We start from the raw sequence: 23,981 nt of genomic DNA, 5'->3' as shown, positions 1-23,981 counted from the left end.
CTCCGGATGAACTCCGGCGGCCCAAAGGGGGGTCCGTGCAACTCCCCTCTGCCTCATGACGCATCATGAGGTGATCACATCGGAGCCTCGGGCTCCCATCCGCCCGAGGAGACACGCACCGCATGACCAGGCGTAACGGTTATGCCCTGCTATCTGCGATCATCGCCCTGATCGTGGTGCTTTCTGCCGCTATATACATCGGATTCGCCTCCGACGAGGGCAGCGCCACCGGCAAGAGCGCCCCCGCCCAGGAAGGCGCCCCACGCAACCCCGCCGCCCCCGCCTCCACCGGCATCTGGGTCGGCGCCTGGTCCGCCTCCCCGGTCGGCGCCGAGCCCGGCACCGAGGTCGCGGGCCTGGCGGGCAATTCGGTCCGCAACGTCGTACACACCAGTGTCGGCGGCAAGAGCGCCCGGATCACGCTGTCCAACCTCTACGGCCAGTCGGCGCTGACGATCACGCACGCGTCGATCGCCGTCTCCGCCGGCACCGGGACCGCGGCGGCCGTCGCGGACACCATGCGCAGGCTGACCTTCGGGGGCAACCCCACGGTCGTCATCCCGCCGGGGCAGCAGGTGCTGAGCGACGCCGTGCGCCTGGCGATCGCCGCGGACAGCGACGTCCTGGTCACCACCTACTCCCCCACCCCGTCCGGCCCGGTCACCTTCCACCCGCACGCCCGCCAGACCAGTTACGTCGCCCAGGGCGACCTCACCGAGGACGCGACCGGCGTGGCGTACACCGGGCGGGTCGATGCCTGGCGTTACCTGACCGCGCTGGACGTCCTCAGCAACGAGTCCGACGGCACCGTCGTGGTCTTCGGCGACTCGCTGACCGACGGCATCACGTCCACCGAGAACGCCAACCTCCGCTGGACGGACGCCCTGTCGCGCCGGCTGCGCACGGCGCTCGCGGCCGGCCAGAACGTACCGCGCTACAGCGTCGTCAACCAGGGCATCAGCGGCAACCAGATCCTCGCCAGCGGCGCCGGGCGCCCCGCGAACAACGAGGCCGGCATCAGCCGCTTCGCGCGCGACGTCCTCTCCCGCACGAACGTCAAGGTCGTCGTCATCGACCTCGGCGTCAACGACATCCTGCGCAACCCGAACCTCGCCGACCCCGACCGCATCCTCGACGGCCTGCGCGCCCTGGTCCGCCAGGCCCACGCCCGCGGCCTGAAGGTCGTCGGCGCGACCCTGATGCCCTTCCAGGGCCACCGCGGCTACACCGACGCCCGCGAGGACGTACGCCAGCAGATCAACGCCGAGATCCGCGCGGGCCGCGTCTTCGACGCGGTGGCCGACTTCGACCAGGCCGTCCGCGACCCGTACAACCCCCGCAAGTTCCGCCCCGACTACGACTCGGGCGACCACCTCCACCCGAGCGACAAGGGCTACGAGCGGATGGCGGAGGCTTTCAACCTGAAGGACCTCAGGGGCTCGGCACCGGCGAAGCTGTAGGGGCAGCCAGCCCGCGGGCCGTCGCGGCCTGCTCAGCCCGCGGGCAGTCGTGCCGCTGGGGCGGCACGGGTGGGCGCAGGCGGCACCCCGCCAGCGCCGGGCCGCGCGACCCACGCCCGCCCAGCCACCACGCCGGGCAGCACACGGCAACGGCAGCTCAGTCCAGCTCCCGCCGCCCGGCCTTCCGCTCCAGCTTCTCCCGCCGCCGCGCCTCCCGAACCTCCTGCCGCTGGGCCCGCGTCAGCTTCCGCTCCACCCCGACCCCACCCCAGAAGGCGAACCCGCTCACGATCACGCGCGGCGCACCCGGGTCCCCCGGCACGCCCTCCTCATGGTGATCGAACCCGCCCATGATCCCGATCCCGCGCACCACGACCTCGACCCCGGGCGGCACGACGACCTGTACGCCGCCCATGATCGCGACGCAGTTGATCTCGATCTCCCGGTCCGCGAAGCTCGCCTCCCGCAGATCGATCTCCCCGCCACCCCAGAAGGCGAAGCAGTTGAACCGCCTCGGCGCCGTCCACCGCCCCTTGCGCTGGAACCCGGACATCACGGCGACACCCCACGTCGACGACCCCTCACCGCCGACGATCCGATCCGCCCAACTCCCCTCCGAGAGCCCGGCCTTCTTCACCATGTCAACCTTCGGAACGGCGACCGCGCCGACGGGCAGATCCCGGGTGATCGGCGCCAGTTCCCCGTACGTCCGCGCCTTGTACGTGGCGTCCAGACGTTCCCCGAACTCCTCCATGTCGAGCCGCCCCTCCGCGAGGGCGTCCCGCAGGATCTCGGCGACTCGTTCACGATCGGCGTCGGAGGCGCGAAGCTCCGGGGCATCGTCGGTCATGCACAGCAGCCTACGAGCAACCCCGCCCCGGGGCTACGAGACCGCCTTGCCCGCGTTCCCCACGTTCGCCGCCTTCTCCGCCTGTTCGGCGTACATCTTCGCGATCACGGCCTCGATGTCCGGCTCCCGCACCGACAGATCCACCAGCGGATACTCCGCCGCGATCCGTGCCACCAGCACCGCCGCCGACTCGGCCGCCGGAAACGCCAGCCACTGCCGCGGCCCCTCCACCTTCACCACCCGCGCGGGCGGCGCCTCGATCGGCGGGAGTTCGCGCTCCAGGTCGACCACCAGGGTGCGCTCGCTCTCCCCCACCTCGTGCAGGCCGGCGAGCGGGCCGTCGTACATCAACCGCCCGTGGTCGATGACCATCACCCGCGAGCACAACTGCTCGATGTCCTGGAGGTCGTGCGTGGTCAGCAGCACCGTCGTGCCGCGCTCGGCGTTCAACTCGCGCAGAAACTCCCGGACCTTCGCCTTGGAGATGACGTCGAGCCCGATCGTCGGCTCGTCCAGGTACAGCACCTCCGGGTCGTGCAGCAGCGCCGCCGCGATGTCGCCGCGCATCCGCTGGCCGAGGGAGAGCTGGCGCACCGGGACGTCCAACAGCGCGCCCAGGTCGAGGAATTCGACGAGACGGTCGAGGTTCTCGCGGTAACGGGCGTCCGGGATGCGGTACATGCGGTGCATCAGCTTGTACGAGTCGATCAGCGGCAGGTCCCACCACAGGGTGGTGCGCTGCCCGAACACCACGCCGATGCGGTGCGCGAGCCGCATCCGCTCACGGGACGGGTCGATGCCGGCCACCCGGAGCCGGCCGCCGCTCGGGGTCAGGATGCCGGTCAGCATCTTGATCGTCGTCGACTTGCCGGCGCCGTTCGGCCCGATGTAGCCGACCATCTCGCCGCGCGCCACGCGGAAGGAGATCGAGTCGACGGCCCGCACCTGCCGCCGCTCCCGCTTCAGGAAACCGGTCTTCTTGCGTACGTCGAAGACCTTCTCGACGCCGTCGAGTTCGATGAACGCGTCCGCGTCCGTGTTCGTGTTCGTGTCCTCCATGGTCTGCCCCTAACTTCCCGTACTCCGATACGACCGCAGCCCGGCCCGCCACGCCAGTCCCGCCGGCGCACAGCACGCCGCCGCCACCAGCGGGGAGACGAAGGCCGCCCACTGCGGCAGGTCGAGCGGATACGGCCGCTCCAGCACATAGGCGGCCGGCACCCAGTTGACGAAGGCGAGCGGCAGCATGAACGTCACCCCGCGCACGAAGTCCTTCCCGAACACGGTCGGCGGGTACTGCAACAGCGTGTTCCCGCCATAGGTGAACGCGTTCTGCACCTCGGCGGCGTCCTGCGCCAGGAACTGGAAGGCCGCGCCCGCCACGAACAGGGCGCAGAAGATCACCCCGCCGCTGACCACCATCACCGGCACCAGCAGCACCTTCGCCGGGGTCCAGTCGACGTCGACCGCCGACAGCCCCCAGCCCAGCACCAGCACGCCCTGGGTGATCCGGCCCAGGCGGCGCAGCGCGAAGTGGTCCGCGGCGACCTGGGCGAGCACCGGGGCGGGCCGCACGAGCAGCGTGTCGAAGGAACCGTCGCGCATCCGGCCGCCGAGGACGTCCATCGAGCCGAACGTCAGGTCGGCGAGCCCGAACGCCGTCGCCGAAAGTCCGTACAGGAAGGCCACTTCGGCCAGCGGCCAGCCGCCCAGCGAGTCGACCTGCGAGAACATCAGCAGGATCGCCACGAAGTCCAGGCCGGTCACCAGCAGGTTGCCGAGGACGGTGACGACGAACGAGGCGCGGTAGGTCATGGTGGACCGGATCCACATCCCGGCGATCAGCCGATAGGCCCGCAGCCCCTCACCCGCCCTGGACACCCCGGAGATCCCGGCCACCCTGCTCCCGGAGATCCCGCTCCCGGTCTCACCCACCCTGCACCACCACCCGCCGCGTCGCCGCCGCCTGCACCAGCCGCCCGGCCGCCAGCAACGCCACCGCCCACGCCGCCTGGAAGGCGTACGCCCGCAGCGGGTCGGTCTCCCCCATGAGCACGTCCGCCGGCATCTGCAGCTGCGCCGCCCACGGCAGCACCCGCACGATGTCGCCGAGCACGCCCGGGAAGGCGTTCAGGGGCAGCACCATGCCCGAGAAGAAGATCCCCGTGATCATCAGGGCCTGGTTGACGCCCATGCCGTCCATCAGCCAGAACACGCTCAGCGCCGCCAGGTAGCGGATCGCGAAGCTGACGACCGTCGCCAGCAGGACGGCGACCACGAAGGCCGCCCAAGGGGTGACGTCCGTCGGCAGTGCCATCGGGAAGAAGATCGCGCCGAACGCGAACGGGATCACCCCCCGCCCCAGCATCTGGAACAGCGCCCGCCCCACGTCGCCCGCCAGCCACCAGAGTTGGAGATCGGCCGGCCGGTACAGGTCGACGGCGATCTCACCGGTGCGGATGCGCTGCATCAGGTCCTTCTCGGCGCCGCCGCCCTGAATGGCCAGCGTCGCGTAGAGGCACTGACCCAGCCACACATAGGTCACGGCCTGCGCCTGGTCGTACCCGCCGAGATGAGGCTTCTCGTCCCACAGCGCCAGATAGGTGTAGACGAGGATCACGCCGAAGACGGTGTTGGTGAACACCCCGGCCGCCGTCGCCGCCCGATAAGTCGCGTATCTTCTGAACCCGCCCACCGCGACGGCTAAGTACAACCGCCCCGATCCCACATCCACAGCCCTCCTCGCCCGCCCGGCACCGAAGCGCAGGAGCCTAGTGCGCGCGAGACGGGGGCTGCGAGCCAATTTCGGGGACGCGCGGCGCGAGAGTCTGCTCACTTTCCGGGGACTCGCGCCGTTTCCGGGAACGGAACGCCCGGTGCGAGAGTCTTCAATGGGGGCGCACTAGGCGTACGAGGCGTACGGGAACGTACGACGCGAAACAGGAGTCCGTGCACGACATGAGCGACGAGCAGCAGCCGCCACAGCAGCCGACCCGGAAGCCGGGGCGGCCGAAACGCACGGGCTGGCGACGGATCATCCCGACCTGGCGCACGGTGCTCGGCACCTTCGTCATCGGCGCACTGCTGCTCTTCGGCCTGTTCTTCCTCGGCTACTCCATGGTCAAGATCCCGCCGGCCAACGCGCTCGCCACCAAGCAGGCCAACGTCTATATGTACGCGGACGGCACCGTGATCGCCCGCGACGGTCAGGTCAACCGGGAGAACGTCACCCTCGCGCAGATGTCCAAGGCCGCCCAGCACGCGATCCTGGCCGCCGAGGACCGCGACTTCTACACCGAGTCCGCCATCGACCCCAAGGCGATGCTGCGCGCGGCCTGGAACACGGCCACCGGCAAGGGCAAGCAGTCCGGCTCCACGATCACCCAGCAGTACGTGAAGAACTACTACCTGCGTCAGGAGCAGACCGTCACCCGAAAGGTGAAGGAGTTCTTCATCTCGATCAAGCTGGACCGCGAGAAGAGCAAGGACGACATCCTCGAGGGCTACCTCAACACCAGCTTCTTCGGCCGCAACGCCTACGGCATCCAGGCCGCCGCCCAGGCCTACTACGGCATGGACGCGGGGGACCTCGACCCGGCCCGTGCCGCCTACCTGGCCGCGCTGGTCAACGCCCCCAGCGAGTACGACGTCGTCGCCCACCCGGAGAACAAGTCCGCGGCCGTGGCCCGCTGGAACTACGTCCTGGACGGCATGGTCACCAAGGGCTGGCTGTCCGAGAGCAAGCGGGCGGGCATGAAGTTCCCGATGCCGAAGGAGGCCTCGGGCTCCACCGGGCTGTCCGGGCAGCGCGGTTACATCGTGGGGATCGTCAAGGACTATCTGACCAAGAACAAGATCGTCAGCGCGGAGGAGCTCGAGGCCGGCGGCTACCGCGTCACCACCACCCTGCACAAGGACAAGCAGGACGCCTTCGTCGACGCCGTCAACGACCAGCTGATGTCCAAGCTGGACAAGAAGAACAACAAGGTCGACACCTACGTCCGCGCGGGCGGCGCCTCCGTCGACCCGAAGACCGGCAAGGTCGTCGCGATGTACAACGGCATCGACTACGTGAAGCAGTACACCCCGAACGCCACCCGCCGGGACTTCCAGGTCGGCTCCACCTTCAAGCCGTTCGTCTTCACCTCGGCCGTGGAGAACGGGTCGACCACACAGGACGGCCGCCAGATCACCCCGAACACGATCTACGACGGCACCAACAAGCGCCCCGTCCAGGGCTGGAGCGGCGGCAGCTACGACCCCGCGAACGAGGACGACGTCTCCTACGGCAACATCAACGTCCGTACGGCCACCGACAAGTCCGTCAACTCGGTGTACGCGCAGATGGCCGTCGACGTGGGTCCCGAAAAGGTGAAGGACACCGCCGTCGAGCTCGGCCTGCCGACGAGCACCCCGGAGCTGTACCCGTCCCCGTCCATCGCGCTCGGCGTGGCCACCGCCAGCGTCCTCGACATGGCGGAGGCCTACGCGACGCTCGCCAACCACGGCAAGCACGGCACGTACACCATGATCGAGAAGATCACCAAGGACGGCGCCGACGTCATCGAGATGCCGAAGCGCAAGACCTCCCAGGTCGTCAGCCGCGAGGCCGCCGACACCACGACCTCCGTCCTGCAGAGCGTCGTCGACAACGGCACCGCCACCGCCGCCCAGGCCGCCGGTCGCCCGGCGGCGGGCAAGACCGGTACGGCGGAGGAGGACCAGGCCGCCTGGTTCGCCGGCTACACCCCCGAACTCGCCACCGTCGTCGCCGTCATGGGCCAGGACCCGGTCACGGCCAAGCACAAGTCGCTGTACGGCGCGATGGGCCTCGACCGCATCAACGGCGGCGGCGCGCCCACCGAGATCTGGGCCCAGTTCACCAAGGACGCCTTGAAGGGCAAGCCGGTCAGCGACTTCGACCTGGAACTCCAGCAGGGCGCCGACGTGCCCCAGTACCCGACGACCGACCCGACCCAGGGCGACCAGGACAACGGCGGCCAGGACAACGGCGGCACCACCGGGGACAGCACCACCGGCGGCCAGGACACCGAGGGCCAGACCGGCGGTGAGACGCCGGGCCAGACGGACGGCGGCACGACGGGCGAAACGACGACCGGCGGCACGACCGACGGGGGTACGACCACCGACGGAGGCACCACCGGCGACACGACCACCGGCGGCACGACCGACGGGGGTACGACCACCGACGGAGGCACCACCGGCGACACGACCACCGGCGGGACGGACACCGGAGGCAGTACGGCCGGCGACACCACGACGGGCGGGATGGACACCGGAGGCGGCGGGACGACGGGAATCACGGGCGGGCCGGACTAGGGCCTGTCGTCAAATTCCCGTCGTCGCCCGAAGGGCGGCCCCGCGGCGTCTGGTGCGTGCTCTCGGCGTGCCGGGCGGAAGTCCTCGTACTGGGCGTACGTGGGCTTTCGCCCGGTGCGGCGAGAGTGCGTGCCAGGCGTCGCGGGGCAGGCGGGAATTTGACGACAGGCCCTAGTGGCCGCTGGTCGCCTTGAGCCCCACCACGGCGACCAGCAGCAGGCAGACGAAGAAGATCCGCGCGGCGGTGACCGGCTCCCCCAGCACCACCATGCCGACCACCGCCGCTCCGGCCGCCCCGATCCCCACCCACACGCCGTAGGCGGTACCGATGGGCAGCGACCTCGCCGCGTACGACAGCAGCAGCATGCTGGCGACGATGCCGGCGCCGGTGAGCAGGCTGGGGACGGGGCGGGTGAATCCGTTGGTGTACTTCATGCCGACCGACCAGCCGACTTCCAGCACACCGGCGACGACGAGCAGGACCCAGGCCATGACGAGCACCTTTCGCAAAGACGGAAACCTGGCGGTGCGTCGTCTTTGCCTTCACCCGGTACGGCGCGTCTCGTCGGGTCCTTCAAAGCTAGCAAAGAACCGAAGAAGGGGCTGGTGACGAGAGTCACCAGCCCCTTCCAACCGTCGATTCAGAGGTAGAGCCCGGTCGAGTCCTCCGACCCCTCGAACCGGTCGGCGGCCACGGCGTGCAGATCACGCTCGCGCATGAGCACATACGCGACCCCGCGCACCTCGACCTCGGCACGGTCCTCCGGGTCGTACAGGACCCGGTCGCCGGTCTCCACGGTCCGTACGTTCTGCCCCACCGCGACGACCTCGGCCCAGGCCAGCCGACGGCCGACGGCGGCAGTGGCGGGGATCAGGATGCCGCCACCGGAACGCCGCTCGCCCTCGCTGGTGTCCTGCCGCACGAGTACCCGGTCGTGCAGCATCCGGATGGGCAGCTTGTCGTGGTGGGTGCTGTGCTCGTTTCTGTTGGCGCTCACGCCTTTGAACCTACCTGCCTTTGCCGCTTCCGTACGCCGGTGGGTCCGCCGCCGCTCAGTCCCTGCGACGCCGGGTGCCGAGGGCCAACAGCCCCACGAGGCCGACGGCGACGAGAGCGACGGGCACGATCCGCTCCAGGCGCGGCGCGCCCTCCTCGTCGGTGAACTTGGCCTTCACATCGCTCACGGCCCGGTTGACCCCGACGTAGGCCCGTCCGAGCGTGTGGTCGATGTTCGAGACGACCTTGGCCTTGGCGTCGCCGACGATCGTCTTCGGGTGCACGCGCACCCCGATCTCGTCGAGCGTCTCGGCCAGCGCTGCGCGGCGGGCTTTGATGTCCGCCTCGATCTGCGCCGGTGTTCTGGTGTCCGACGTGTCCGCCACCGTACGGCCTCCGAAGTGAAGCTGATGCTGTTTGCGGACAGTCTGTCAGCTCTACGCCGGACCGCACCGTCAGGCTCCCCGGTTACGCTGGTCAGATGAGCGAGCGACTCCAGCCGGGGGACGTGGCCCCCGCCTTCACCCTGCCCGACGCCGACGGCAACGAGGTGTCCCTGTCGGACCACAAGGGCCGCAAGGTCATCGTGTACTTCTACCCGGCGGCCCTGACGCCCGGCTGCACCAAGCAGGCCTGCGACTTCACGGACAACCTGGAGCTGCTGGCCGGCGCCGGGTACGACGTGGTCGGCGTCTCCCCCGACAAACCGGAGAAGCTCGCCAAGTTCCGCGACCAGGAGTCCCTGAAGGTCACGCTGCTCGCCGACCCGGAGAAGTCCGTCACCGAGGCCTACGGGGCCTACGGCGAGAAGAAGAACTACGGCAAGACGTACATGGGCGTCATCCGGTCCACGATCGTCGTGGACGAGGAGGGCAAGGTCGAGCGGGCGCTGTACAACGTGCGGGCGACCGGCCACGTGGCGAAGATCATCAAGGATCTGGGCATCTGACCACCCGGCCCGGCCAGTAGCATGGCCGGGCAAGGTCACGCGGCCGTGGTGGAATTGGCAGTCACGCTGGGTTTAGGTCCCAGTGGGGTAACACCCGTGAGGGTTCGAGTCCCTCCGGCCGCACCACTTCTTGCTTACCGCGCGAGCAGTTCGCGCACGACCGGCACCAGCGCCCGGAACGCCTTGCCTCGGTGGCTGATCGCGTTCTTCTCCTCGGGGCTCAGCTCGGCGCAGGTCCGCGTCTCTCCCTCCGGCTGGAGGATGGGGTCGTACCCGAAGCCGTTCGTGCCCACCGGCGTGTGCCGCAGGGTGCCCCGCAACTGCCCCTCGACCACCCGCTCCGTGCCGTCCGGCAGCGCGAGCGCCGCCGCGCAGGCGAAGTGGGCGCCCCGGTGGACATCGTCGATGTCGGACAACTGGGCCAGCAGCAGCTCCAGGTTGGCCTTGTCGTCACCGTGCCGACCCGCCCAGCGGGCGGAGAAGATACCGGGGGCGCCGTTCAGCACGTCGACACACAGCCCCGAGTCGTCTGCGACGGCGGGCAGCCCGGTCGCCCGGGCCAGCGCATGCGCCTTCAACAGGGCGTTCTCGGCGAAGGTGACACCGGTTTCCTTGACGTCAGGGATGTCCGGGTAGGCGTCCGCGCCGACGAGGTCGTGATCGAGACCTGCGTCGGCGAGGATCGCGCGGAGCTCGGTGATCTTCCCGGCGTTACGGGTGGCGAGGATGAGGCGGGTCATGGGGTCCAGTATCCCGGGGGTCCCTTTCCCTCTCGACGCCCCCTCGGACGCGCCCCGAAACGGGCGCGGGGCTGTGTCGATGTGCGGCTCCGCCGCGTGGGCGCGCCCAGCCACACCAAACCCGCAGCCCCCCACCGACAGAACCCGGCACACGAGAGGCCCGGCCCAGCAGGCGGAGCTACGACGTGCAGACCTTGGTCAGCTCGCCCGCCGCATCCGTCACCGGGCTGACGTCCGGCGTCTCGTCACCGTTCTTCACGGCGTCACGGACGTTGGTGACGGCCTGCTGGAGGTCGTCCACGGCCTTGTTGACGTCGGCGTTGTCCGTCTTGTCGCCGATCTTGTCGAGGTTCTTGTCGATGGAGTCCAGGGACTCCTCGAGCTGGGTCGGGTCGTTCGACGCGTTCTCCACGGCCTGCTGGAGTTCCGTGACGCTGTCGGCGATGGCGTCGGCGGTCTGGACGCAGTCCAGCGCCTTGTTGACGGCATCGCAGCCGGTGGTCAGCCCGGCCGTCAGCCCGACTGCCGCAACGGCTGCGGCGGCTATGGCGATACGGCTCCGGCGGCGTCGGCTCGTGGCCATGGTTGACGTTCCCTCCCTGCTCTCAGGCCTCGCAGGGCCCCCGTTGGTCACTGGCCGGGCGCACGGTGGTGTGCCGTACGCCCGTACCCCTAGTGACGCCAGGAAAGGCTGCGCGGTTGCCCAAAGCTGCGGCTCTTCTTGGTGCGTCCTTTACTTTTCGAGGACGGTATCAAGTGCCTTGCGCTGCGCTTCCGCCAGCTCCCCGCAGCCGGAAACCGCGAGGTCCAGCAGGGAGTTGAGCTCCTCGCGGGCGAAGGGCTCGGCCTCGGCGGTGCCCTGGACCTCGACGAAGCGGCCGTCGCCGGTGCAGACGACGTTCATGTCGGTGTCGGCCTTCACGTCCTCCTCGTAGCAGAGGTCGAGGAGCGGTACGCCGCCGACGATGCCGACCGAGACAGCGCTGACCGTTCCGGTGAGCGGCTTGCGGCCGGGCTTGATGAGCTTCTTGCCCTGCGCCCAGGAGACGGCGTCCGCGAGCGCGACGTAGGCGCCGGTGATGGCCGCCGTACGCGTACCGCCGTCGGCCTGGAGGACGTCGCAGTCGAGGACGACGGTGTTCTCGCCGAGCGCCTTGTAGTCGATGACCGCGCGCAGGGAGCGGCCGATGAGGCGGCTGATCTCGTGGGTACGGCCGCCGATCTTGCCCCGGACGGACTCGCGGTCACCGCGGGTGTTGGTGGCGCGCGGCAGCATGGCGTACTCGGCGGTGACCCAGCCCTCACCGCTGCCCTTGCGCCAGCGCGGGACGCCTTCGGTGAAGGAGGCGGTGCACAGGACCTTCGTGTCGCCGAAGGAGACGAGGACGGAGCCCTCCGCGTGCTTGCTCCAGGCGCGTTCGATGGTGATCGGGCGGAGCTGTTCGGGGGTGCGGCCGTCGATTCGAGGATTTGAGGAGGTAGCTGCCATGGCGCGAGCCTAGCCCCCCATACGGAGGGGGCCGCTCCCTGTCTGGGAAGCGGCCCCTTCAGCGAGCTCGGATGCTCACATCATGTCTTCGATCTCCGCCGCGATCGGGTCGGCGTCGGTGCCGATGACGACCTGGATGGCGGTGCCCATCTTCACGACGCCGTGGGCGCCGGCGGCCTTCAGGGCGGACTCGTCGACCAGCGAGGGGTCGGAGACCTCGGTACGAAGGCGGGTGATGCAGCCCTCGATCTCCTCGATGTTGTCGATGCCGCCGAGCCCGGCGACGATCTTCTCAGCCTTGCTGGCCATGTCGGTCTCCTCACGCACTGTTGGCCCAACTTCACGAGCGATTGTGTCGTGCGTACCGAAGGATGACGTCACAGCAACCCAATCGTCGGTAACTGGTCTACACCACGTGACAGGCGGTCGCCAACCCATGAGTGCCGAGACCGAGATCTCCCCCGCGCGGCGGCGGTGGCAGGCGGCGTTCCAGGGCCTGCAGAAGATGGGCCGCAGCCTCCAGCTCCCGATCGCGGTCCTGCCGGCCGCCGGCATCCTCAACCGCCTTGGCCAGCCGGATGTGTTCGGCGACGACGGCCTGGGCTGGGACAACGTCTCGAAGGTGATGGACGGCGCGGGTGGCGCGCTGCTCGACGGCTCGCTCGGGCTGCCGTTGCTGTTCTGTGTCGGCGTGGCCATCGGCATGGCGAAGAAGGCGGACGGTTCGACGGCGCTCGCGGCGGTGACGGGGTTCCTCGTCTACTACAGCGTGCTGCGCGAGTTCCCGGAGGACTGCCCGGAGGGGACGAAGGAGATCCCCGACATCGGCTGCGCCGCGGCCGAAGGGGCGGTGAGCGCGTACGAGTACCAGAACCCGGGTGTCTTCGGCGGCATCGTGATCGGCCTGCTCGCGGCCTTCTTCTGGCAGCGCTACCACCGTACGAAGCTGGTGGACTGGCTCGGCTTCTTCAACGGGCGGCGTCTCGTCCCGATCATCATGGCGTTCGTGGCGATCGTGGTCGCGGTGCTGTGCCTGTGGGTCTGGCCGCCGATCGGTGACGGGCTGGAGAGCTTCAGCGACTGGATGAGCGACCTGGGCGCCTGGGGTGCGGGCGTGTTCGGCATCGCCAACCGCGCGCTGCTGGTCGTGGGCCTGCACCAGTTCCTCAACGTGCCCATCTGGTTCCAGTTCGGCAGCTACACCACGCCCGACGGCGAGGTGGTGCACGGCGACATCAACATGTTCCTCGCGGGCGACCCGGACGCCGGCCAGTTCACCTCAGGCTTCTTCCCGATCATGATGTTCGCCCTCCCCGCGGCGGCCCTCGCGATCACACACTGCGCGAGGCCGAGCCGCCGCAAAGAGGTCGGCGGCCTGATGCTGTCGGTGGCCCTGACGTCCTTCGTCACCGGCATCACGGAACCGATCGAGTACTCGTTCCTCTTCATCGCCCCGCTCCTGTACGCGGTGCACGCGCTACTGACGGGCGTGTCGATGGCGGTGACGTGGGGGCTGGGCGTGCACGACGGCTTCAGCTTCTCGGCCGGACTGATCGACTACGTCATCAACTGGAACCTGGCGACGAGACCCTGGGCGATCATTCCGATCGGCCTGTGCTTCGCGGCCGTCTATTACGTCATCTTCCGTTTCGCGATCACGAAGTTCGATCTCAAGACTCCGGGTAGGGAGCCGGAGGAGGAGGTCGAGGACGTCACAAAGGTCTGAGAAGGGCCTGAACAGGGCCTGAAAGGGTCCGGAAAATCCCGCGGGAATCGCGGGTTCCTTATCTCACCTTCATCGTGCTACAACAGGTCTACACCACTGAGTGGTGTAGACCACCACCCGATGGAGGAAGTCTATGAGCACCGCCACCTCGCCAACGGCGGCCCCCACGAAGAAGTGGGGATCAGGCCTGTTCCAGGGCCTGCAGAAGGTCGGCCGCAGCCTGCAGCTGCCCATCGCCGTGTTGCCGGCGGCGGGCCTGATGGTCCGGCTCGGCCAACCGGACGTCTTCGGGGCCGAGGGCCTCGGCTGGGACAAGGTCGCCGCGGTCTTCGACAAGGCGGGCGGCGCCATCACCGGCAGTCTCCCCCTGCTCTTCTGCATAGGCGTCGCCATCGGCTTCGCCAAGAAGTCCGACGGCTCGACCGCGCTGGCCGCGCTGGTGGGCTTCCTGGTCTACAGCAAGGTCCTGGAGGCCTTCCCGGTCACCGAGGCCAAGATCCAGAACGGCGCGGACATAGCCGCGACCTACAACAACCCCGGTGTACTCGGCGGCATCATCATGGGTCTGCTCTCGGCGGTCCTGTGGCAGCGGTACCACCGCAAGAAGCTGGTGGACTGGCTCGGCTTCTTCAACGGCCGACGTCTCGTCCCGATCATCATGGCGTTCGTCGGTGTCGCCGTCGGCGTCTTCTTCGGACTGGTCTGGGAGCCGATCGGCGAGGCCATCGGCGACTTCGGCGAGTGGATGACGGGCCTCGGCTCCTTCGGCGCCGCCCTCTTCGGCGCGATCAACCGCGCGCTCATCCCGATCGGCATGCACCAGTTCGTGAACACGGTGGCGTGGTTCCAGCTCGGCGACTTCAAGGACGCCGCCGGCGAGGTCGTGCACGGCGACTACAGCCGCTTCCTGGCCGGTGACCCGACCGCCGGAATGTTCATGTCCGGCTTCTTCCCGATCATGATGTTCGGCCTGCCGGCCGCCGCGATCGCCATCGCCCACTGTGCTCGCCCCGAGCGCCGCAAGGCCGTGATGGGCATGATGATCTCGCTCGCGCTGACGTCCTTCGTGACCGGTGTGACCGAGCCGATCGAGTTCTCGTTCATGTTCATCGCCCCGCTCCTGTACGTCATCCACGCGGTCCTGACCGCGGTGTCCATGGCGGTCACCTGGGGACTGGGCGTCCACGCGGGCTTCAACTTCTCCGCGGGCTTCATCGACTACGCCCTGAACTGGAACCTGGCCACCAAGCCATGGATGATCATCCCGATCGGCCTGGTCTTCGCGGCGATCTACTACACCGTCTTCCGGTTCGCGATCATCAGGTTCAACCTCGCCACTCCGGGCCGCGAGCCCGAGGAGGAGATCGAGGACCTCACCAAGGCGTGAGCCCCTCCTGAACAGCACTGAGGCCCCCGGAGCCAAACAGCTCCGGGGGCCTCTGTCACGTCGTACAGGTCAGATCTCGTACGTCTGCCTCGGCACCGCCAGTTCCACCGGTCCGTCATACACCGCCCGCGCATCGGCCAGGTTGACCGCAGGGTCGGTCCACGGCGGGATGTGGGTGAGGAGCAGGCGGCGGGCGTTCGCGCGGGCCGCGGTCTGGCCTGCCTCGCGGCCGTTGAGGTGCAGGTCGGGGATGTCTTCCTTGCCGTGCGTGAAGGCGGCCTCGCACAGGAACAGGTCGGCGTCGCGGGCGAGTTCGTCCAGGGCCGCGCTGATGCCCGTGTCGCCGGAGTACGTCAGGGTCTTCCCGCCGTGCTCGATCCGGATGCCGTACGCCTCCACCGGGTGGGCCACGCGTTCCGTGTGCACGAGGAACGGGCCGATCTCGAAGGTGGACGGCTTGACCGTGTGGAAGTCGAAGACCTCGCTCATGGAGGAGGCGGTGGGGGTGTCGGCGTAGGCCGTGGTGAGGCGGTGCTCGGTGCCCTCGGGGCCGTAGACCGGGATCGGGTCGCAGCGGCCGCCGTCGTGCCGGTAGTAACGCGCGACGAAGTACGCGCACATGTCGATGCAGTGGTCGGCGTGCAGATGGCTGAGGAAGATCGCGTCGAGGTCGTAGAGACCGCAGTGGCGCTGCAGCTCGCCAAGGGCGCCGTTGCCCATGTCGAGGAGCAGCCGGAAGCCGTCGGCCTCGACGAGGTAGCTCGAGCAGGCCGATTCCGCGGACGGGAACGACCCCGAGCAGCCGACGACGGTGAGCTTCATGAAACAGAAACCTCCGCTGGCGGAAAAAGAGAAGATCGAGGGATGGGGCGTCGGGGGTCGTGCGGTTTGTCGAGCGTAAGGCGCAAAACCTCCGGTCGCTCCTCCGCCAAGGGCTGTTGTGGGCGAACTCACCTGTGGTGTCACCGGTTCGGCTGCTGAGGCTGTCCAGTTGTTCGAGGTCGGCCCCGGGTGGCGTAGAGAGGGTCATCTCCGGTCGCTGTCACCTATACCCGGACGTAGCGTCGGAAAGAGTTGTTGCCCCAGTGAGTGGAGGGACCCGGACATGGCCGTGCTGGTCGTCAATCAGGGTGCGGAGTGGACCCAGGAGCTTTACCAGGCCACCTTCGACCGGGCGATCCCGGATCGCACGAATCCGCCCGCCGGACTCGTCGCGCACTTCGGAGCACCGGGCGAGGGGGGTGGGTGGCAGGTCATCGACGTGTGGGAGTCGGAAGAACAGTTCCGACGCTTCCTGGAGGAGTCGGTCATCCCGGCCGCGAAGGCGCTCGGAGCGCCGCCGTTCGACAGTCAGGTGGTCGAGCTGTACAACTCCCTGATCCCGTAGGGCCGTGACGCGCGGGAGTGGTGGGGCGCCGGTACCGTCGTCCCTATGGACACGTCATGGTGGCTGGCGCTCGCGGCGGTGATACTGCTCGCGCTCGTCGCCGCGCTCGTGGACGGGTGGGGGCGCGGGCGGCGTCCCGAGAGGCGGCGGACGCGTCCGCCGGGGCGGTCGGACCGGCGCACTCCGGCTCGTCCGCAGGGGCGTGGTGCCGCTCGTCCGGCGCCCGCGGAGATCTGGTGGGCGAAAGTGCCCTACGAGGACGGGCCAGAATCAAGAGGGGCCGCGCGATGGGGGTCCCCCCACGCTTTCGGCAGTGGGGGAGCGTCGGGTAGGGCGGCGGCGGGAGACGGGCGGGCGAAGGACCGGCCGTGTCTGGTGCTCGCGGTGCGCGGGCAGCGGGTCACCGTCGCGAAGATCACCAGCAAGTACCGCGACGAGCGGGGCGGAGTGATCCCCCTGCCGCCGGGCTCCGTCGGGGACACCCTGGGGCGGGCGAGCTATCTGGAGACGGGCGAGCTGCGGGACGTACCGGTGCGGGACTTCCGGCGGCGGGTGGGGGTGATGGACCCGGCCGTGTGGGACCAGGTCCGTCACCTCGCGACGTAGGCGCTCCGCTCGGAGGGCCGGGGCGGGGCGCCGCTCACGCCCAGAGTTGACCCTGCAAGGTCTCGATCGCTTCCTCTGTCGTGGCCGCCGTGTAGACGCCCGTCGAGAGGTACTTCCAGCCGCCGTCGGCCACGACGAACACGATGTCCGCGCTCTCGCCCGCCTTCAGCGCCTTGTTCCCGACACCGATCGCGGCGTGCAGCGCGGCGCCGGTGGAGATGCCCGCGAAGATGCCCTCCTGCTGCAGGAGTTCACGGGTGCGGGTGACCGCGTCGGCCGAGCCGACCGAGAAGCGGGTGGTCAGGACGGAGGCGTCGTACAGCTCGGGTACGAAGCCCTCGTCGAGGTTGCGCAGGCCGTAGACGAGATCGTCGTAGCGCGGTTCGGCGGCGACGATCTTCACGTCCGGCTTGTGCTCGCGCAGGTAGCGGCCGACGCCCATCAGCGTGCCCGTGGTGCCGAGGCCGGCCACGAAGTGGGTGACCGACGGGAGGTCGGCGAGGATCTCCGGGCCGGTCGTGGCGTAGTGCGCGCCCGCGTTGTCCGGGTTGCCGTACTGGTAGAGCATCACCCAGTCGGGGTGCTCGGCCGCCAGCTCCTTGGCGACCCGTACGGCGGTGTTGGAGCCGCCCGCCGCGGGGCTGGAGATGATCTCCGCGCCCCACATGCCGAGCAGGTCACGGCGCTCCTGCGAGGTGTTCTCGGGCATCACGCAGACCATGCGGTAGCCCTTGAGCTTCGCCGCCATGGCCAGCGAGATCCCGGTGTTGCCGCTGGTCGGCTCCAGGATGGTGCAGCCGGGGGTGAGGCGGCCGTCCTTCTCCGCCTGCTCGATCATGTGCAGGGCCGGGCGGTCCTTGACCGAGCCGGTGGGGTTGCGGTCCTCCAGCTTGGCCCAGATGCGGACGTCGGCGGACGGCGACAACCGCGGCAGGCACACCAGAGGGGTGTTGCCCACCGCGGCGAGCGGGGAGTCGTAGCGCATACCGGTCTCAGGCCATGCCGCCGGCGACGGCCGGCAGGATCGTCACGGTGTCGCCGTCGGACAGCTTGGTGTTGATGCCGTCGACGAAGCGGACGTCCTCGTCGTTCAGGTAGACGTTGACGAAGCGGCGCAGCTGGCCGTCGTCCACGATGCGGGCCTGGATGCCCGTGTGCCGGGTCTCGAGGTCGGTGAACAGCTCGGCGAGGGTGTCACCGCTGCCCTCCACCGCCTTCTGACCGTCGGTGTACTGGCGGAGGATGGTCGGGATGCGGACCTCGATGGCCATGGCTCAGGGCTCCTGTCGGGAGTAGTCAGTCGGGGGCGCGCGGCAGCGCAAGTACAGCAGGTGGTGCGTGTGGGCAGCGCCGCGGCTCACGGCCGTACGGCGGCAGGGGCAGCGTCAACAGATGGCGCTGGCGAGCCTGCACAGGTCGACGTGCAGCCGCGCCACGAGCAGCATGCCCGGCGTCTTCTCGCTCACGTCATGGGAAACCATGGGCTCATCGTATCGATTCCCGGTCGGGCACCCGGAGTGTGATCTCGCATGGTGGACCGATTCTGGCCAGATAGTGGGACGACGTATCAGTAGGCCGCTACGACCTCGACGTCCTCCTCCGTCACCTCACCGTCCACGATCCGGAACGAGCGGAACTGGAACTCGCCGAGACCGTCGGTGTCGGCCGTGGAGACCAGGACGTAGTGGGCGCCGGGCTCGTTCGCGTAGGAGATGTCGGTGCGCGAGGGGTAGGCCTGGGTCGCGGTGTGCGAGTGATAGATGACCACCGGCTCCTCGTCGCGGTCGTCCATCTCGCGGTAGAGCTTGAGCAGATCGCCCGAGTCGAACTCGTAGAACGTGGGCGACATGGCCGCGTTCAGCATCGGGATGAAGCGCTCCGGGCGGTCCGAGCCCGCCGGCCCCGCCACGACGCCGCATGCCTCGTCGGGGTGGTCCTTGCGCGCATGGGCGACGATCTGGTCGACGAGGGCCTGGGTGATGGTCAGCATGCTCGTCAGGATAAGCAGAGGGCCGTCCCATACCGAAGGGTGGTACGGGACGGCCCATATGCCGGACGTCCTGAGCGGCAGCGGGACGGGGCGCCACGAGTGCCCCGCCCGGCTGGACGTCCTCGGTAAGGCTTCGTCAGCGCTTGTTGAACGCCGCGGCCTGCGGGTTGCGGCGCTTGAGCACCAGGTAGGAGACGCCGAGGATCAGGCCCCACAGCGGTGCGCAGTACAGCGAAATGCGGGCGTCCTTGTCGATGCCCATCAGCACGATCACCATGCCGATGAAGGCGAGCGCGAACCAGCTGGTGAGGGGGGCGCCGGGCGCCCGGAACTCGGACTGGGGCAGTTCCCCGCGGTCGGCCTTGGCACGGTAGCGAAGCTGGCAGATCAGGATGACGATCCAGGCCCACATGCCGGAGATGGTCGCGAAGGACACCACGTAGTCGAACGCCTTGCCCGGCCACTGGTAGTTGATCCAGACGCCGACCATCATCAGCGCGGCGGAGAACGTGGTGCCCGCCAGCGGCAGGCCGTTCTTCGTGAGCCGGGTGAAGAGCTTCGGCCCCTGGCTGTTGAGCGCGAGGTTGCGCAGCATGCGGCCGGTGGAGTACATGCCGGAGTTGCAGGACGACAGGGCGGCGGTCAGGACGACGAAGTTCACGATGCCCGCGCCGGCGGCGAGGCCCATCTTCTCGAAGGCGGCCACGAAGGGGCTGACGCCCGGCTGGAAGTGGGTCCAGGGCACCACCGACAGGATCATGATCAGGGCGCCGACGTAGAAGACGGCGATACGCCACGGCACGGTGTTGATCGCCTTGGGCAGCACGGTCTTGGGGTCCTTGGACTCGCCCGCGGTGACACCGACCAGCTCGACGGCGAGGAAGGCGAACATCACCATCTGCAGGGTCATCAGCGTGCTGCCGATGCCGTGCGGGAAGAATCCGCCGTCGCTCCACAGGTGGGTCACGGAAGCGGTGTCGCCGGCGTCCGAGAAGCCGAGCGTCAGGATGCCCGCGCAGATGAGGATCATGCCGATGATCGCGGTGACCTTGACCATCGAGAACCAGAACTCCAGCTCACCGAAGAGCTTCACGGAGATCAGGTTGGCGCCGTAGAGGATGATGGTGAAGATCAGGGCCGAAACCCACTGCGGGATGTCGAACCAGTACGTCATATAGGCGGCCGCGGCGGTGACCTCGGTGATGCCGGTGACGACCCAGAACAGCCAGTACGTCCAGCCGGTGACGAACCCCGCGAACGGACCGATGAACTCGCGGGCGTAGTCCGCGAAGGAGCCCGACACCGGGCGGTACAGCAGCAGTTCGCCGAGCGCCCGCATGATGAAGAAGATCACGAGGCCCGCGATGGCATACGCCAGGATCAGACTGGGGCCGGCCTTGGAGATGCCCTTGCCCGCGCCGAGGAACAGGCCGGTACCGATGGCACCGCCGATGGCGATCATCTGGATCTGCCGGGCCCCTAGCCCGCGCTGATACCCCTCGCCGCCGTCCTCCGCCGCGGCGCCGTCGGCCCCGTTGCCGTCACGATGCCTGTCGACCCGCACTGAGGTCATGAATGCTGCGCCTTTCTCCATGATGATCCGAGCCGGCGAAGCGGCCCCGGATCGGGTCACGATCCCCCCGGATGTGGATGGAGCGATGCCTGGCCGACGATCCGTCGGCATGGTGGCGCCCCCCGTGGACATAGGTGGCGTCCGCGGGCGGTCGAGAAGATCTATCACGACCGTTGCATTGATCGACCGGAGCGGCGTGGCGCACGCCACAAGCAGATCCGGACACACGATGTATATCGCCACACAAGGGACCTGGGCGGTAACTGGATCGTTATGCGGACTTGAGCGTCCTCTGAGCGAACACCAGCCATATCGCAAACAGTGGCAAGCTGAACAAAAATTGCCCCGTGCCGAGGTTGGCACATTCCTCAGATCTTGATCAATTTTCTGGCCTTGCACATGCCAACGCTCCTAGCGTGCTGGGCGCGGGCCGCTGACCAGCGGTGACCGACCATCACCGCGGGCCCGCACCATGCACCACGTAAGGGGAACGCCATGAAGCTCAAGATCGTCTCCGTCGCCGTGCTCGGCTCGCTGGCACTGGGGGCCGCACCGGCCGTGGCCCAGCCGCAGCACAGCCCGGCGCAGCGGACGCCGAGGATCGACACCTGGCAGGACATCGCCGCCAGCAAGTGCCACTACGGCGACAAGGAGTCCTGCGAGTTGCTGGTCGGCGGGCTCAAGATGAGCAAGAAGTCGAAGAAGTGCCTCGTCAACGCGTCGGTCGCGGCCGCGATCTCGCTGGTCGTCGGCAGGGTCAACAAGGACCTGGCGAGCAAGGTCGCCAAGCAGGCCGTGGGTGCGGGGGCGACCGGCTGCATCACCGCGCTGCTGAACTGAGCGAGCCGAACGACCGTCAGTGGGCCCTGCCAATGGATGGCAGGGCCCACTGTCCGTGCCGCAAGACGATCAGCCGCGGAGGCTCAGGCAGTCCAGGGCATCAGGACTTCACGGCATAAGGGTGGCCACCAGCGTCTCCTGGAGCCCGCCCAGCCACAGATACGCCATCACCATCGGCTTGCGCGGGTCCTCGTCCGGGAGCCGGTAGAGCAGGTCGGTGTCGTCCTCGGCGGTGATCTCCAGGCGGGAGCCGATGGCCAGGCGCAGGTCGTTGAGGGCGCCGAGCCACTGCTGGGACCCCTCCGGGGAGAGCTTGAGCACCGCGCCGCCCTCACCGGCGGAGGCGGAGCTGAGCTCGTCCAGGGAGCGGACCACCGCGAGCGCGTTGTCCCGCTTGCCGGCGCGCAGGTCGTTCTCGGTGTAGCGGCGGAATTCCGAGGAGTACGCCCGCTGCTCCTCGGCCTCCTCGGGGCCTGGGTTCGACTCCGGGTCGCTGTAGGCGTCCGGGAAGAGACGCTTGAGGACCGGGTCGGCGGGCGGTTCGCTCGGGCCCTCGGCGAACAGCTCCGCGAGCGGGTCGTCGGAGGCGTCCTCGGCGGGGCCGGGACCGATGAGCTCCAGGAGCTGGACGGCCAGCGACCGGATGATGGAGATCTCGACGTCATCGAGGGCGACGGCCGCGCCGCCGCCGGGGAGCGGTTCGAAGGTTCCTGGCATGGAGGCGATTCGCTACTTCCGGTCCTGCGCGGGCGAACGGGTCACTTGCGGTCGTGCTGGAGGGTGGCCCACAGACCGTAGCCGTGCATGGCCTGCACATCGCGTTCCATCTCCTCGCGCGTACCGCTGGAGACGACCGCCCGGCCCTTGTGGTGGACATCGAGCATGAGCTTGGTGGCCTTGTCCTTGCTGTAGCCGAAGTACGACTGGAAGACGTAGGTCACATAGCTCATGAGGTTGACCGGGTCGTTGTGGACGATCGTGACCCAGGGGACGTCCGGCTCGGGGACGGCGAAGACCTCCTCCGCCGACTCGGTTCGTTCGATCTCTAGGGGAGCGGGTGACGTCACAGAGCCCATGCTGCCACCCGAGGGGGGTGGTCGCACAAACGGGCTGCGCAGGCGCGCCCGTTGTGACCTCCACCCCATAAATCGTCAGACTGACGAAATGGGGGTAGCATCTACCGTCATGAACACAGCGGACCTTGGGCTGCCGGTGGACGTTCCCTCGACGGCGCTCTTCACGGATCAGTACGAGTTCACGATGCTGCAGGCCGCCTTGAAGGCGGGCACCGCCGAGCGGCGGAGCGTGTTCGAGGTCTTCACCCGGCGGCTGCCCGAGGGGCGGCGCTACGGCGTCGTGGCCGGCACCGGCCGCGTACTGGACGCCGTCGAGAACTTCCGCTTCGACGCCGCCGTCCTCGGCTTCCTGCGCGAGCGCAAGATAGTCGACGAGGAGACCCTGGCGTGGCTCGCGGCCTACCGCTTCTCCGGCGACATCTGGGGCTACCCCGAGGGCGAGGTCTACTTCCCGGGCTCGCCGATCATGCGGGTGGAGGGCACCTTCGCCGAGTGCGTGCTGCTGGAGACGGTGATCCTGTCCATCCTCAACCACGACTCCGCGATCGCCGCGGCCGCCTCCCGCATGGCGTCGGCCGCCGGTGACCGCCCGATCATCGAGATGGGCGCCCGGCGCACGCACGAACTGGCCGCCGTGGCCGCATCGCGCGCCGCCTACGTCGGCGGCTTCACCTCCACCTCGGACCTGGCCGCCGGCTTCCGTTACGGCATCCCCACCGTCGGCACCAGCGCCCACGCCTTCACCCTGCTGCACGACCGCGAGCGGGACGCCTTCCAGGCCCAGGTGAACTCCATGGGCCGCGGCACCACGCTGCTCGTGGACACCTACGACGTCGCCGAGGCGGTCCGGACGGCCGTGGAGGTCGCCGGACCCGAGCTGGGCGCCGTCCGGATCGACTCGGGCGACCTGCTACTGGTCGCGCACCGGGTCCGGCAGCAGCTGGACGAGCTGGGCGCGACGAGCACGAAGATCATCGTGACCTCGGACCTGGACGAGTACGCCATCGCCTCGCTGGCGGCGGCGCCGGTGGACGCGTACGGCGTCGGCACCCAGCTGGTGACCGGGTCCGGGCATCCGACCTGCTCGATGGTCTACAAGCTGGTCGCCCGCGCCGAGTCGGCCGACCCCGGAGCCCCGCTGATCCCTGTGGCGAAGAAGTCGAGCGGCGGCAAGACCTCCATCGGCGGCCGCAAGTGGGCCGCGCGGCGCCTCGACGAATACGGCGTCGCGGAGGCCGAGGTCGTCGGCACGGGGCAGGTGCCGGACGGGCTCACCGACCGGCAGCTGCTGGTCGAGCTGGTCAAGGGCGGTGACGTGGTGGCCCGGGAGCCGTTGGACGTCGTACGGGACCGGCACACGGCCGCTCGCGCGAATCTGCCGCTGTCCGCGACCCAGCTCTCGCGCGGGGAAGCCGTCATTCCGACGGAGTATGTCAATGGGCGCGCGGGGAGCCGTACGGGGGCGTGAAGTGAGCGCGCCCGGCGTGCTCACTCCATGCCCCCTCCCGCGCGGCACCCGAAGTCTCTAGGCTCGGAAGTTCACGGCCGGGCCAGCACCGATTTTCACCGTC

The 23,981-nt window shown here is 68.9% G+C and carries 28 protein-coding genes, 1 tRNA gene and 1 riboswitch; of the genes, 10 read left to right on the top strand and 19 right to left on the bottom strand.

The window, feature by feature from the left end; all coding sequences use genetic code 11:
* Positions 1-122 precede the first annotated feature (122 nt).
* Complete coding sequence (locus tag ACTMVF_RS04780; protein ID WP_441269679.1) at positions 123-1,460, top strand: SGNH/GDSL hydrolase family protein; 1,338 nt, start codon at positions 123-125, stop codon at positions 1,458-1,460.
* A 157-nt stretch (positions 1,461-1,617) separates the two neighbouring features.
* Here ACTMVF_RS04780 and ACTMVF_RS04775 read toward each other — a convergent pair whose 3' ends face one another.
* The 4 genes from ACTMVF_RS04775 to ACTMVF_RS04760 form a co-directional block, all read right to left on the bottom strand.
* Positions 1,618-2,310: a DUF1707 SHOCT-like domain-containing protein gene (locus tag ACTMVF_RS04775; protein WP_441269678.1), complete on the bottom strand. Its 693-nt coding sequence runs from the start codon at positions 2,308-2,310 to the stop codon at positions 1,618-1,620.
* Between the two features lie 33 nt (positions 2,311-2,343).
* Positions 2,344-3,369 (bottom strand): ABC transporter ATP-binding protein, encoded by a 1,026-nt coding sequence (locus ACTMVF_RS04770; RefSeq protein ID WP_441269677.1) that lies wholly within the window; start codon positions 3,367-3,369, stop codon positions 2,344-2,346.
* 9 nt (positions 3,370-3,378) lie between these two features.
* Positions 3,379-4,143, bottom strand: a complete 765-nt coding sequence (locus ACTMVF_RS04765; protein ID WP_441270130.1) for an ABC transporter permease — start codon at positions 4,141-4,143, stop codon at positions 3,379-3,381.
* A gap of 94 nt (positions 4,144-4,237) precedes the next feature.
* Positions 4,238-5,038 carry an ABC transporter permease gene (locus tag ACTMVF_RS04760; protein ID WP_441270129.1) on the bottom strand — a complete coding sequence of 267 codons (801 nt, stop codon included), beginning with the start codon at positions 5,036-5,038 and terminating at the stop codon, positions 4,238-4,240.
* A gap of 230 nt (positions 5,039-5,268) precedes the next feature.
* Here ACTMVF_RS04760 and ACTMVF_RS04755 point away from each other — a divergent pair, with 230 nt between their 5' ends.
* A complete protein-coding gene (locus tag ACTMVF_RS04755; protein WP_441269676.1) occupies positions 5,269-7,650 on the top strand; it encodes a transglycosylase domain-containing protein in 2,382 nt (793 codons plus the stop codon).
* Positions 7,651-7,821: 171 nt separating this feature from the next.
* On the opposite strand, the gene ACTMVF_RS04750 is transcribed toward ACTMVF_RS04755, so the two are convergent.
* The 3 genes from ACTMVF_RS04750 to ACTMVF_RS04740 form a co-directional block, all read right to left on the bottom strand.
* Positions 7,822-8,142, bottom strand: coding sequence for a DMT family transporter (locus ACTMVF_RS04750; protein WP_441269675.1), 321 nt, complete (start codon positions 8,140-8,142; stop codon positions 7,822-7,824).
* Between the two features lie 33 nt (positions 8,143-8,175).
* A riboswitch (guanidine-III (ykkC-III) riboswitch) is annotated at positions 8,176-8,244 on the bottom strand.
* A 47-nt stretch (positions 8,245-8,291) separates the two neighbouring features.
* Positions 8,292-8,648 carry a GroES family chaperonin gene (locus tag ACTMVF_RS04745; protein ID WP_128428777.1) on the bottom strand — a complete coding sequence of 119 codons (357 nt, stop codon included), beginning with the start codon at positions 8,646-8,648 and terminating at the stop codon, positions 8,292-8,294.
* 55 nt (positions 8,649-8,703) lie between these two features.
* Positions 8,704-9,033: a DUF3618 domain-containing protein gene (locus ACTMVF_RS04740; protein WP_302000417.1), complete on the bottom strand. Its 330-nt coding sequence runs from the start codon at positions 9,031-9,033 to the stop codon at positions 8,704-8,706.
* Between the two features lie 95 nt (positions 9,034-9,128).
* On the opposite strand from ACTMVF_RS04740, the gene bcp reads away from it, so the two are divergent.
* A complete protein-coding gene (gene bcp, locus ACTMVF_RS04735) occupies positions 9,129-9,596 on the top strand; it encodes a thioredoxin-dependent thiol peroxidase (RefSeq protein ID WP_441269674.1) in 468 nt (155 codons plus the stop codon).
* 39 nt (positions 9,597-9,635) lie between these two features.
* Positions 9,636-9,722, top strand: a tRNA-Leu gene (locus tag ACTMVF_RS04730).
* An 8-nt stretch (positions 9,723-9,730) separates the two neighbouring features.
* Here the strand turns inward: ACTMVF_RS04730 and rdgB are convergent.
* The 4 genes from rdgB to ACTMVF_RS04710 all read right to left on the bottom strand — a co-directional run bounded on the left by rdgB (position 9,731) and on the right by ACTMVF_RS04710 (position 12,134).
* Positions 9,731-10,336, bottom strand: coding sequence for an RdgB/HAM1 family non-canonical purine NTP pyrophosphatase (gene rdgB, locus ACTMVF_RS04725; RefSeq protein ID WP_441269673.1), 606 nt, complete (start codon positions 10,334-10,336; stop codon positions 9,731-9,733).
* 178 nt (positions 10,337-10,514) lie between these two features.
* Positions 10,515-10,919, bottom strand: a complete 405-nt coding sequence (locus ACTMVF_RS04720) for a hypothetical protein (RefSeq protein WP_441269672.1) — start codon at positions 10,917-10,919, stop codon at positions 10,515-10,517.
* A gap of 150 nt (positions 10,920-11,069) precedes the next feature.
* Complete coding sequence (gene rph, locus ACTMVF_RS04715; protein WP_441269671.1) at positions 11,070-11,825, bottom strand: ribonuclease PH; 756 nt, start codon at positions 11,823-11,825, stop codon at positions 11,070-11,072.
* A gap of 75 nt (positions 11,826-11,900) precedes the next feature.
* Complete coding sequence (locus tag ACTMVF_RS04710) at positions 11,901-12,134, bottom strand: glucose PTS transporter subunit EIIB (RefSeq protein ID WP_031478364.1); 234 nt, start codon at positions 12,132-12,134, stop codon at positions 11,901-11,903.
* A gap of 127 nt (positions 12,135-12,261) precedes the next feature.
* On the opposite strand from ACTMVF_RS04710, the gene ACTMVF_RS04705 reads away from it, so the two are divergent.
* Both ACTMVF_RS04705 and ACTMVF_RS04700 read left to right on the top strand, forming a co-directional pair.
* On the top strand, positions 12,262-13,551 hold the full coding sequence (locus tag ACTMVF_RS04705; protein WP_441269670.1) for a PTS transporter subunit EIIC: 1,290 nt from the start codon (positions 12,262-12,264) through the stop codon (positions 13,549-13,551).
* A gap of 133 nt (positions 13,552-13,684) precedes the next feature.
* A complete protein-coding gene (locus tag ACTMVF_RS04700) occupies positions 13,685-14,938 on the top strand; it encodes a PTS transporter subunit EIIC (RefSeq protein WP_441269669.1) in 1,254 nt (417 codons plus the stop codon).
* Positions 14,939-15,007: 69 nt separating this feature from the next.
* Here the strand turns inward: ACTMVF_RS04700 and ACTMVF_RS04695 are convergent, their stop codons facing one another.
* Positions 15,008-15,760, bottom strand: a complete 753-nt coding sequence (locus ACTMVF_RS04695; protein ID WP_441269668.1) for an MBL fold metallo-hydrolase — start codon at positions 15,758-15,760, stop codon at positions 15,008-15,010.
* A 283-nt stretch (positions 15,761-16,043) separates the two neighbouring features.
* Here ACTMVF_RS04695 and ACTMVF_RS04690 point away from each other — a divergent pair, with 283 nt between their 5' ends.
* Together ACTMVF_RS04690 and ACTMVF_RS04685 are read left to right on the top strand one after the other, a co-directional pair.
* Positions 16,044-16,325: a hypothetical protein gene (locus tag ACTMVF_RS04690; RefSeq protein ID WP_441269667.1), complete on the top strand. Its 282-nt coding sequence runs from the start codon at positions 16,044-16,046 to the stop codon at positions 16,323-16,325.
* Positions 16,326-16,370: 45 nt separating this feature from the next.
* The gene (locus ACTMVF_RS04685) at positions 16,371-16,931 is read left to right on the top strand and encodes a type II toxin-antitoxin system PemK/MazF family toxin (RefSeq protein WP_441269666.1); all 561 of its coding nucleotides are present in this window, start codon (positions 16,371-16,373) and stop codon (positions 16,929-16,931) included.
* A gap of 34 nt (positions 16,932-16,965) precedes the next feature.
* On the opposite strand, the gene ACTMVF_RS04680 is transcribed toward ACTMVF_RS04685, so the two are convergent.
* From ACTMVF_RS04680 to ACTMVF_RS04660, 5 genes are all read right to left on the bottom strand, one after another.
* Positions 16,966-17,916: a PLP-dependent cysteine synthase family protein gene (locus tag ACTMVF_RS04680; protein WP_441269665.1), complete on the bottom strand. Its 951-nt coding sequence runs from the start codon at positions 17,914-17,916 to the stop codon at positions 16,966-16,968.
* Positions 17,917-17,923: 7 nt separating this feature from the next.
* Positions 17,924-18,202 (bottom strand): MoaD/ThiS family protein, encoded by a 279-nt coding sequence (locus tag ACTMVF_RS04675; protein ID WP_302000373.1) that lies wholly within the window; start codon positions 18,200-18,202, stop codon positions 17,924-17,926.
* Between the two features lie 114 nt (positions 18,203-18,316).
* Positions 18,317-18,412, bottom strand: coding sequence for a putative leader peptide (locus tag ACTMVF_RS04670; protein ID WP_019759525.1), 96 nt, complete (start codon positions 18,410-18,412; stop codon positions 18,317-18,319).
* A gap of 86 nt (positions 18,413-18,498) precedes the next feature.
* The gene (locus tag ACTMVF_RS04665; protein WP_302000372.1) at positions 18,499-18,921 is read right to left on the bottom strand and encodes a M67 family metallopeptidase; all 423 of its coding nucleotides are present in this window, start codon (positions 18,919-18,921) and stop codon (positions 18,499-18,501) included.
* A 136-nt stretch (positions 18,922-19,057) separates the two neighbouring features.
* Entirely contained in the window at positions 19,058-20,494 is a 1,437-nt protein-coding gene (locus tag ACTMVF_RS04660) for an amino acid permease (protein ID WP_441269664.1), read from the bottom strand.
* 495 nt (positions 20,495-20,989) lie between these two features.
* Between ACTMVF_RS04660 and ACTMVF_RS04655 the strand changes: the two genes are divergently transcribed.
* Positions 20,990-21,334 (top strand): hypothetical protein, encoded by a 345-nt coding sequence (locus tag ACTMVF_RS04655; RefSeq protein WP_441269663.1) that lies wholly within the window; start codon positions 20,990-20,992, stop codon positions 21,332-21,334.
* 108 nt (positions 21,335-21,442) lie between these two features.
* Here ACTMVF_RS04655 and ACTMVF_RS04650 read toward each other — a convergent pair whose 3' ends face one another.
* Both ACTMVF_RS04650 and clpS read right to left on the bottom strand, forming a co-directional pair.
* Positions 21,443-22,051, bottom strand: a complete 609-nt coding sequence (locus ACTMVF_RS04650) for a DUF2017 domain-containing protein (protein ID WP_441269662.1) — start codon at positions 22,049-22,051, stop codon at positions 21,443-21,445.
* A gap of 41 nt (positions 22,052-22,092) precedes the next feature.
* Positions 22,093-22,410: an ATP-dependent Clp protease adapter ClpS gene (gene clpS / locus ACTMVF_RS04645; protein WP_024885384.1), complete on the bottom strand. Its 318-nt coding sequence runs from the start codon at positions 22,408-22,410 to the stop codon at positions 22,093-22,095.
* Positions 22,411-22,519: 109 nt separating this feature from the next.
* On the opposite strand from clpS, the gene ACTMVF_RS04640 reads away from it, so the two are divergent.
* Positions 22,520-23,878 (top strand): nicotinate phosphoribosyltransferase, encoded by a 1,359-nt coding sequence (locus ACTMVF_RS04640; protein ID WP_441269661.1) that lies wholly within the window; start codon positions 22,520-22,522, stop codon positions 23,876-23,878.
* The last annotated feature ends 103 nt before the right edge of the window (positions 23,879-23,981 follow it).

This window comes from Streptomyces sp. SD31, assembly GCF_052068475.1.
GTDB lineage: Bacteria > Actinomycetota > Actinomycetes > Streptomycetales > Streptomycetaceae > Streptomyces.
This window is presented reverse-complemented; position numbering and strand designations above follow the sequence as displayed.

Coding starts and splice junctions, on each gene's coding strand:
- ACTMVF_RS04780 (WP_441269679.1), top strand. CDS start 123: ATGACCAGGCGTAACGGTTATGCCCTGCTATCTGCGATCATCGCCCTG.
- ACTMVF_RS04775 (WP_441269678.1), bottom strand. CDS start 2,310: ATGACCGACGATGCCCCGGAGCTTCGCGCCTCCGACGCCGATCGTGAA.
- ACTMVF_RS04770 (WP_441269677.1), bottom strand. CDS start 3,369: ATGGAGGACACGAACACGAACACGGACGCGGACGCGTTCATCGAACTC.
- ACTMVF_RS04765 (WP_441270130.1), bottom strand. CDS start 4,143: ATGTGGATCCGGTCCACCATGACCTACCGCGCCTCGTTCGTCGTCACC.
- ACTMVF_RS04755 (WP_441269676.1), top strand. CDS start 5,269: ATGAGCGACGAGCAGCAGCCGCCACAGCAGCCGACCCGGAAGCCGGGG.
- ACTMVF_RS04750 (WP_441269675.1), bottom strand. CDS start 8,142: ATGGCCTGGGTCCTGCTCGTCGTCGCCGGTGTGCTGGAAGTCGGCTGG.
- bcp (WP_441269674.1), top strand. CDS start 9,129: ATGAGCGAGCGACTCCAGCCGGGGGACGTGGCCCCCGCCTTCACCCTG.
- rdgB (WP_441269673.1), bottom strand. CDS start 10,336: ATGACCCGCCTCATCCTCGCCACCCGTAACGCCGGGAAGATCACCGAG.
- ACTMVF_RS04720 (WP_441269672.1), bottom strand. CDS start 10,919: ATGGCCACGAGCCGACGCCGCCGGAGCCGTATCGCCATAGCCGCCGCA.
- rph (WP_441269671.1), bottom strand. CDS start 11,825: ATGGCAGCTACCTCCTCAAATCCTCGAATCGACGGCCGCACCCCCGAA.
- ACTMVF_RS04710 (WP_031478364.1), bottom strand. CDS start 12,134: ATGGCCAGCAAGGCTGAGAAGATCGTCGCCGGGCTCGGCGGCATCGAC.
- ACTMVF_RS04705 (WP_441269670.1), top strand. CDS start 12,262: ATGAGTGCCGAGACCGAGATCTCCCCCGCGCGGCGGCGGTGGCAGGCG.
- ACTMVF_RS04700 (WP_441269669.1), top strand. CDS start 13,685: ATGAGCACCGCCACCTCGCCAACGGCGGCCCCCACGAAGAAGTGGGGA.
- ACTMVF_RS04695 (WP_441269668.1), bottom strand. CDS start 15,760: ATGAAGCTCACCGTCGTCGGCTGCTCGGGGTCGTTCCCGTCCGCGGAA.
- ACTMVF_RS04690 (WP_441269667.1), top strand. CDS start 16,044: ATGGCCGTGCTGGTCGTCAATCAGGGTGCGGAGTGGACCCAGGAGCTT.
- ACTMVF_RS04685 (WP_441269666.1), top strand. CDS start 16,371: ATGGACACGTCATGGTGGCTGGCGCTCGCGGCGGTGATACTGCTCGCG.
- ACTMVF_RS04680 (WP_441269665.1), bottom strand. CDS start 17,916: ATGCGCTACGACTCCCCGCTCGCCGCGGTGGGCAACACCCCTCTGGTG.
- ACTMVF_RS04675 (WP_302000373.1), bottom strand. CDS start 18,202: ATGGCCATCGAGGTCCGCATCCCGACCATCCTCCGCCAGTACACCGAC.
- ACTMVF_RS04670 (WP_019759525.1), bottom strand. CDS start 18,412: ATGGTTTCCCATGACGTGAGCGAGAAGACGCCGGGCATGCTGCTCGTG.
- ACTMVF_RS04665 (WP_302000372.1), bottom strand. CDS start 18,921: ATGCTGACCATCACCCAGGCCCTCGTCGACCAGATCGTCGCCCATGCG.
- ACTMVF_RS04660 (WP_441269664.1), bottom strand. CDS start 20,494: ATGACCTCAGTGCGGGTCGACAGGCATCGTGACGGCAACGGGGCCGAC.
- ACTMVF_RS04655 (WP_441269663.1), top strand. CDS start 20,990: ATGAAGCTCAAGATCGTCTCCGTCGCCGTGCTCGGCTCGCTGGCACTG.
- ACTMVF_RS04650 (WP_441269662.1), bottom strand. CDS start 22,051: ATGCCAGGAACCTTCGAACCGCTCCCCGGCGGCGGCGCGGCCGTCGCC.
- clpS (WP_024885384.1), bottom strand. CDS start 22,410: ATGGGCTCTGTGACGTCACCCGCTCCCCTAGAGATCGAACGAACCGAG.
- ACTMVF_RS04640 (WP_441269661.1), top strand. CDS start 22,520: ATGAACACAGCGGACCTTGGGCTGCCGGTGGACGTTCCCTCGACGGCG.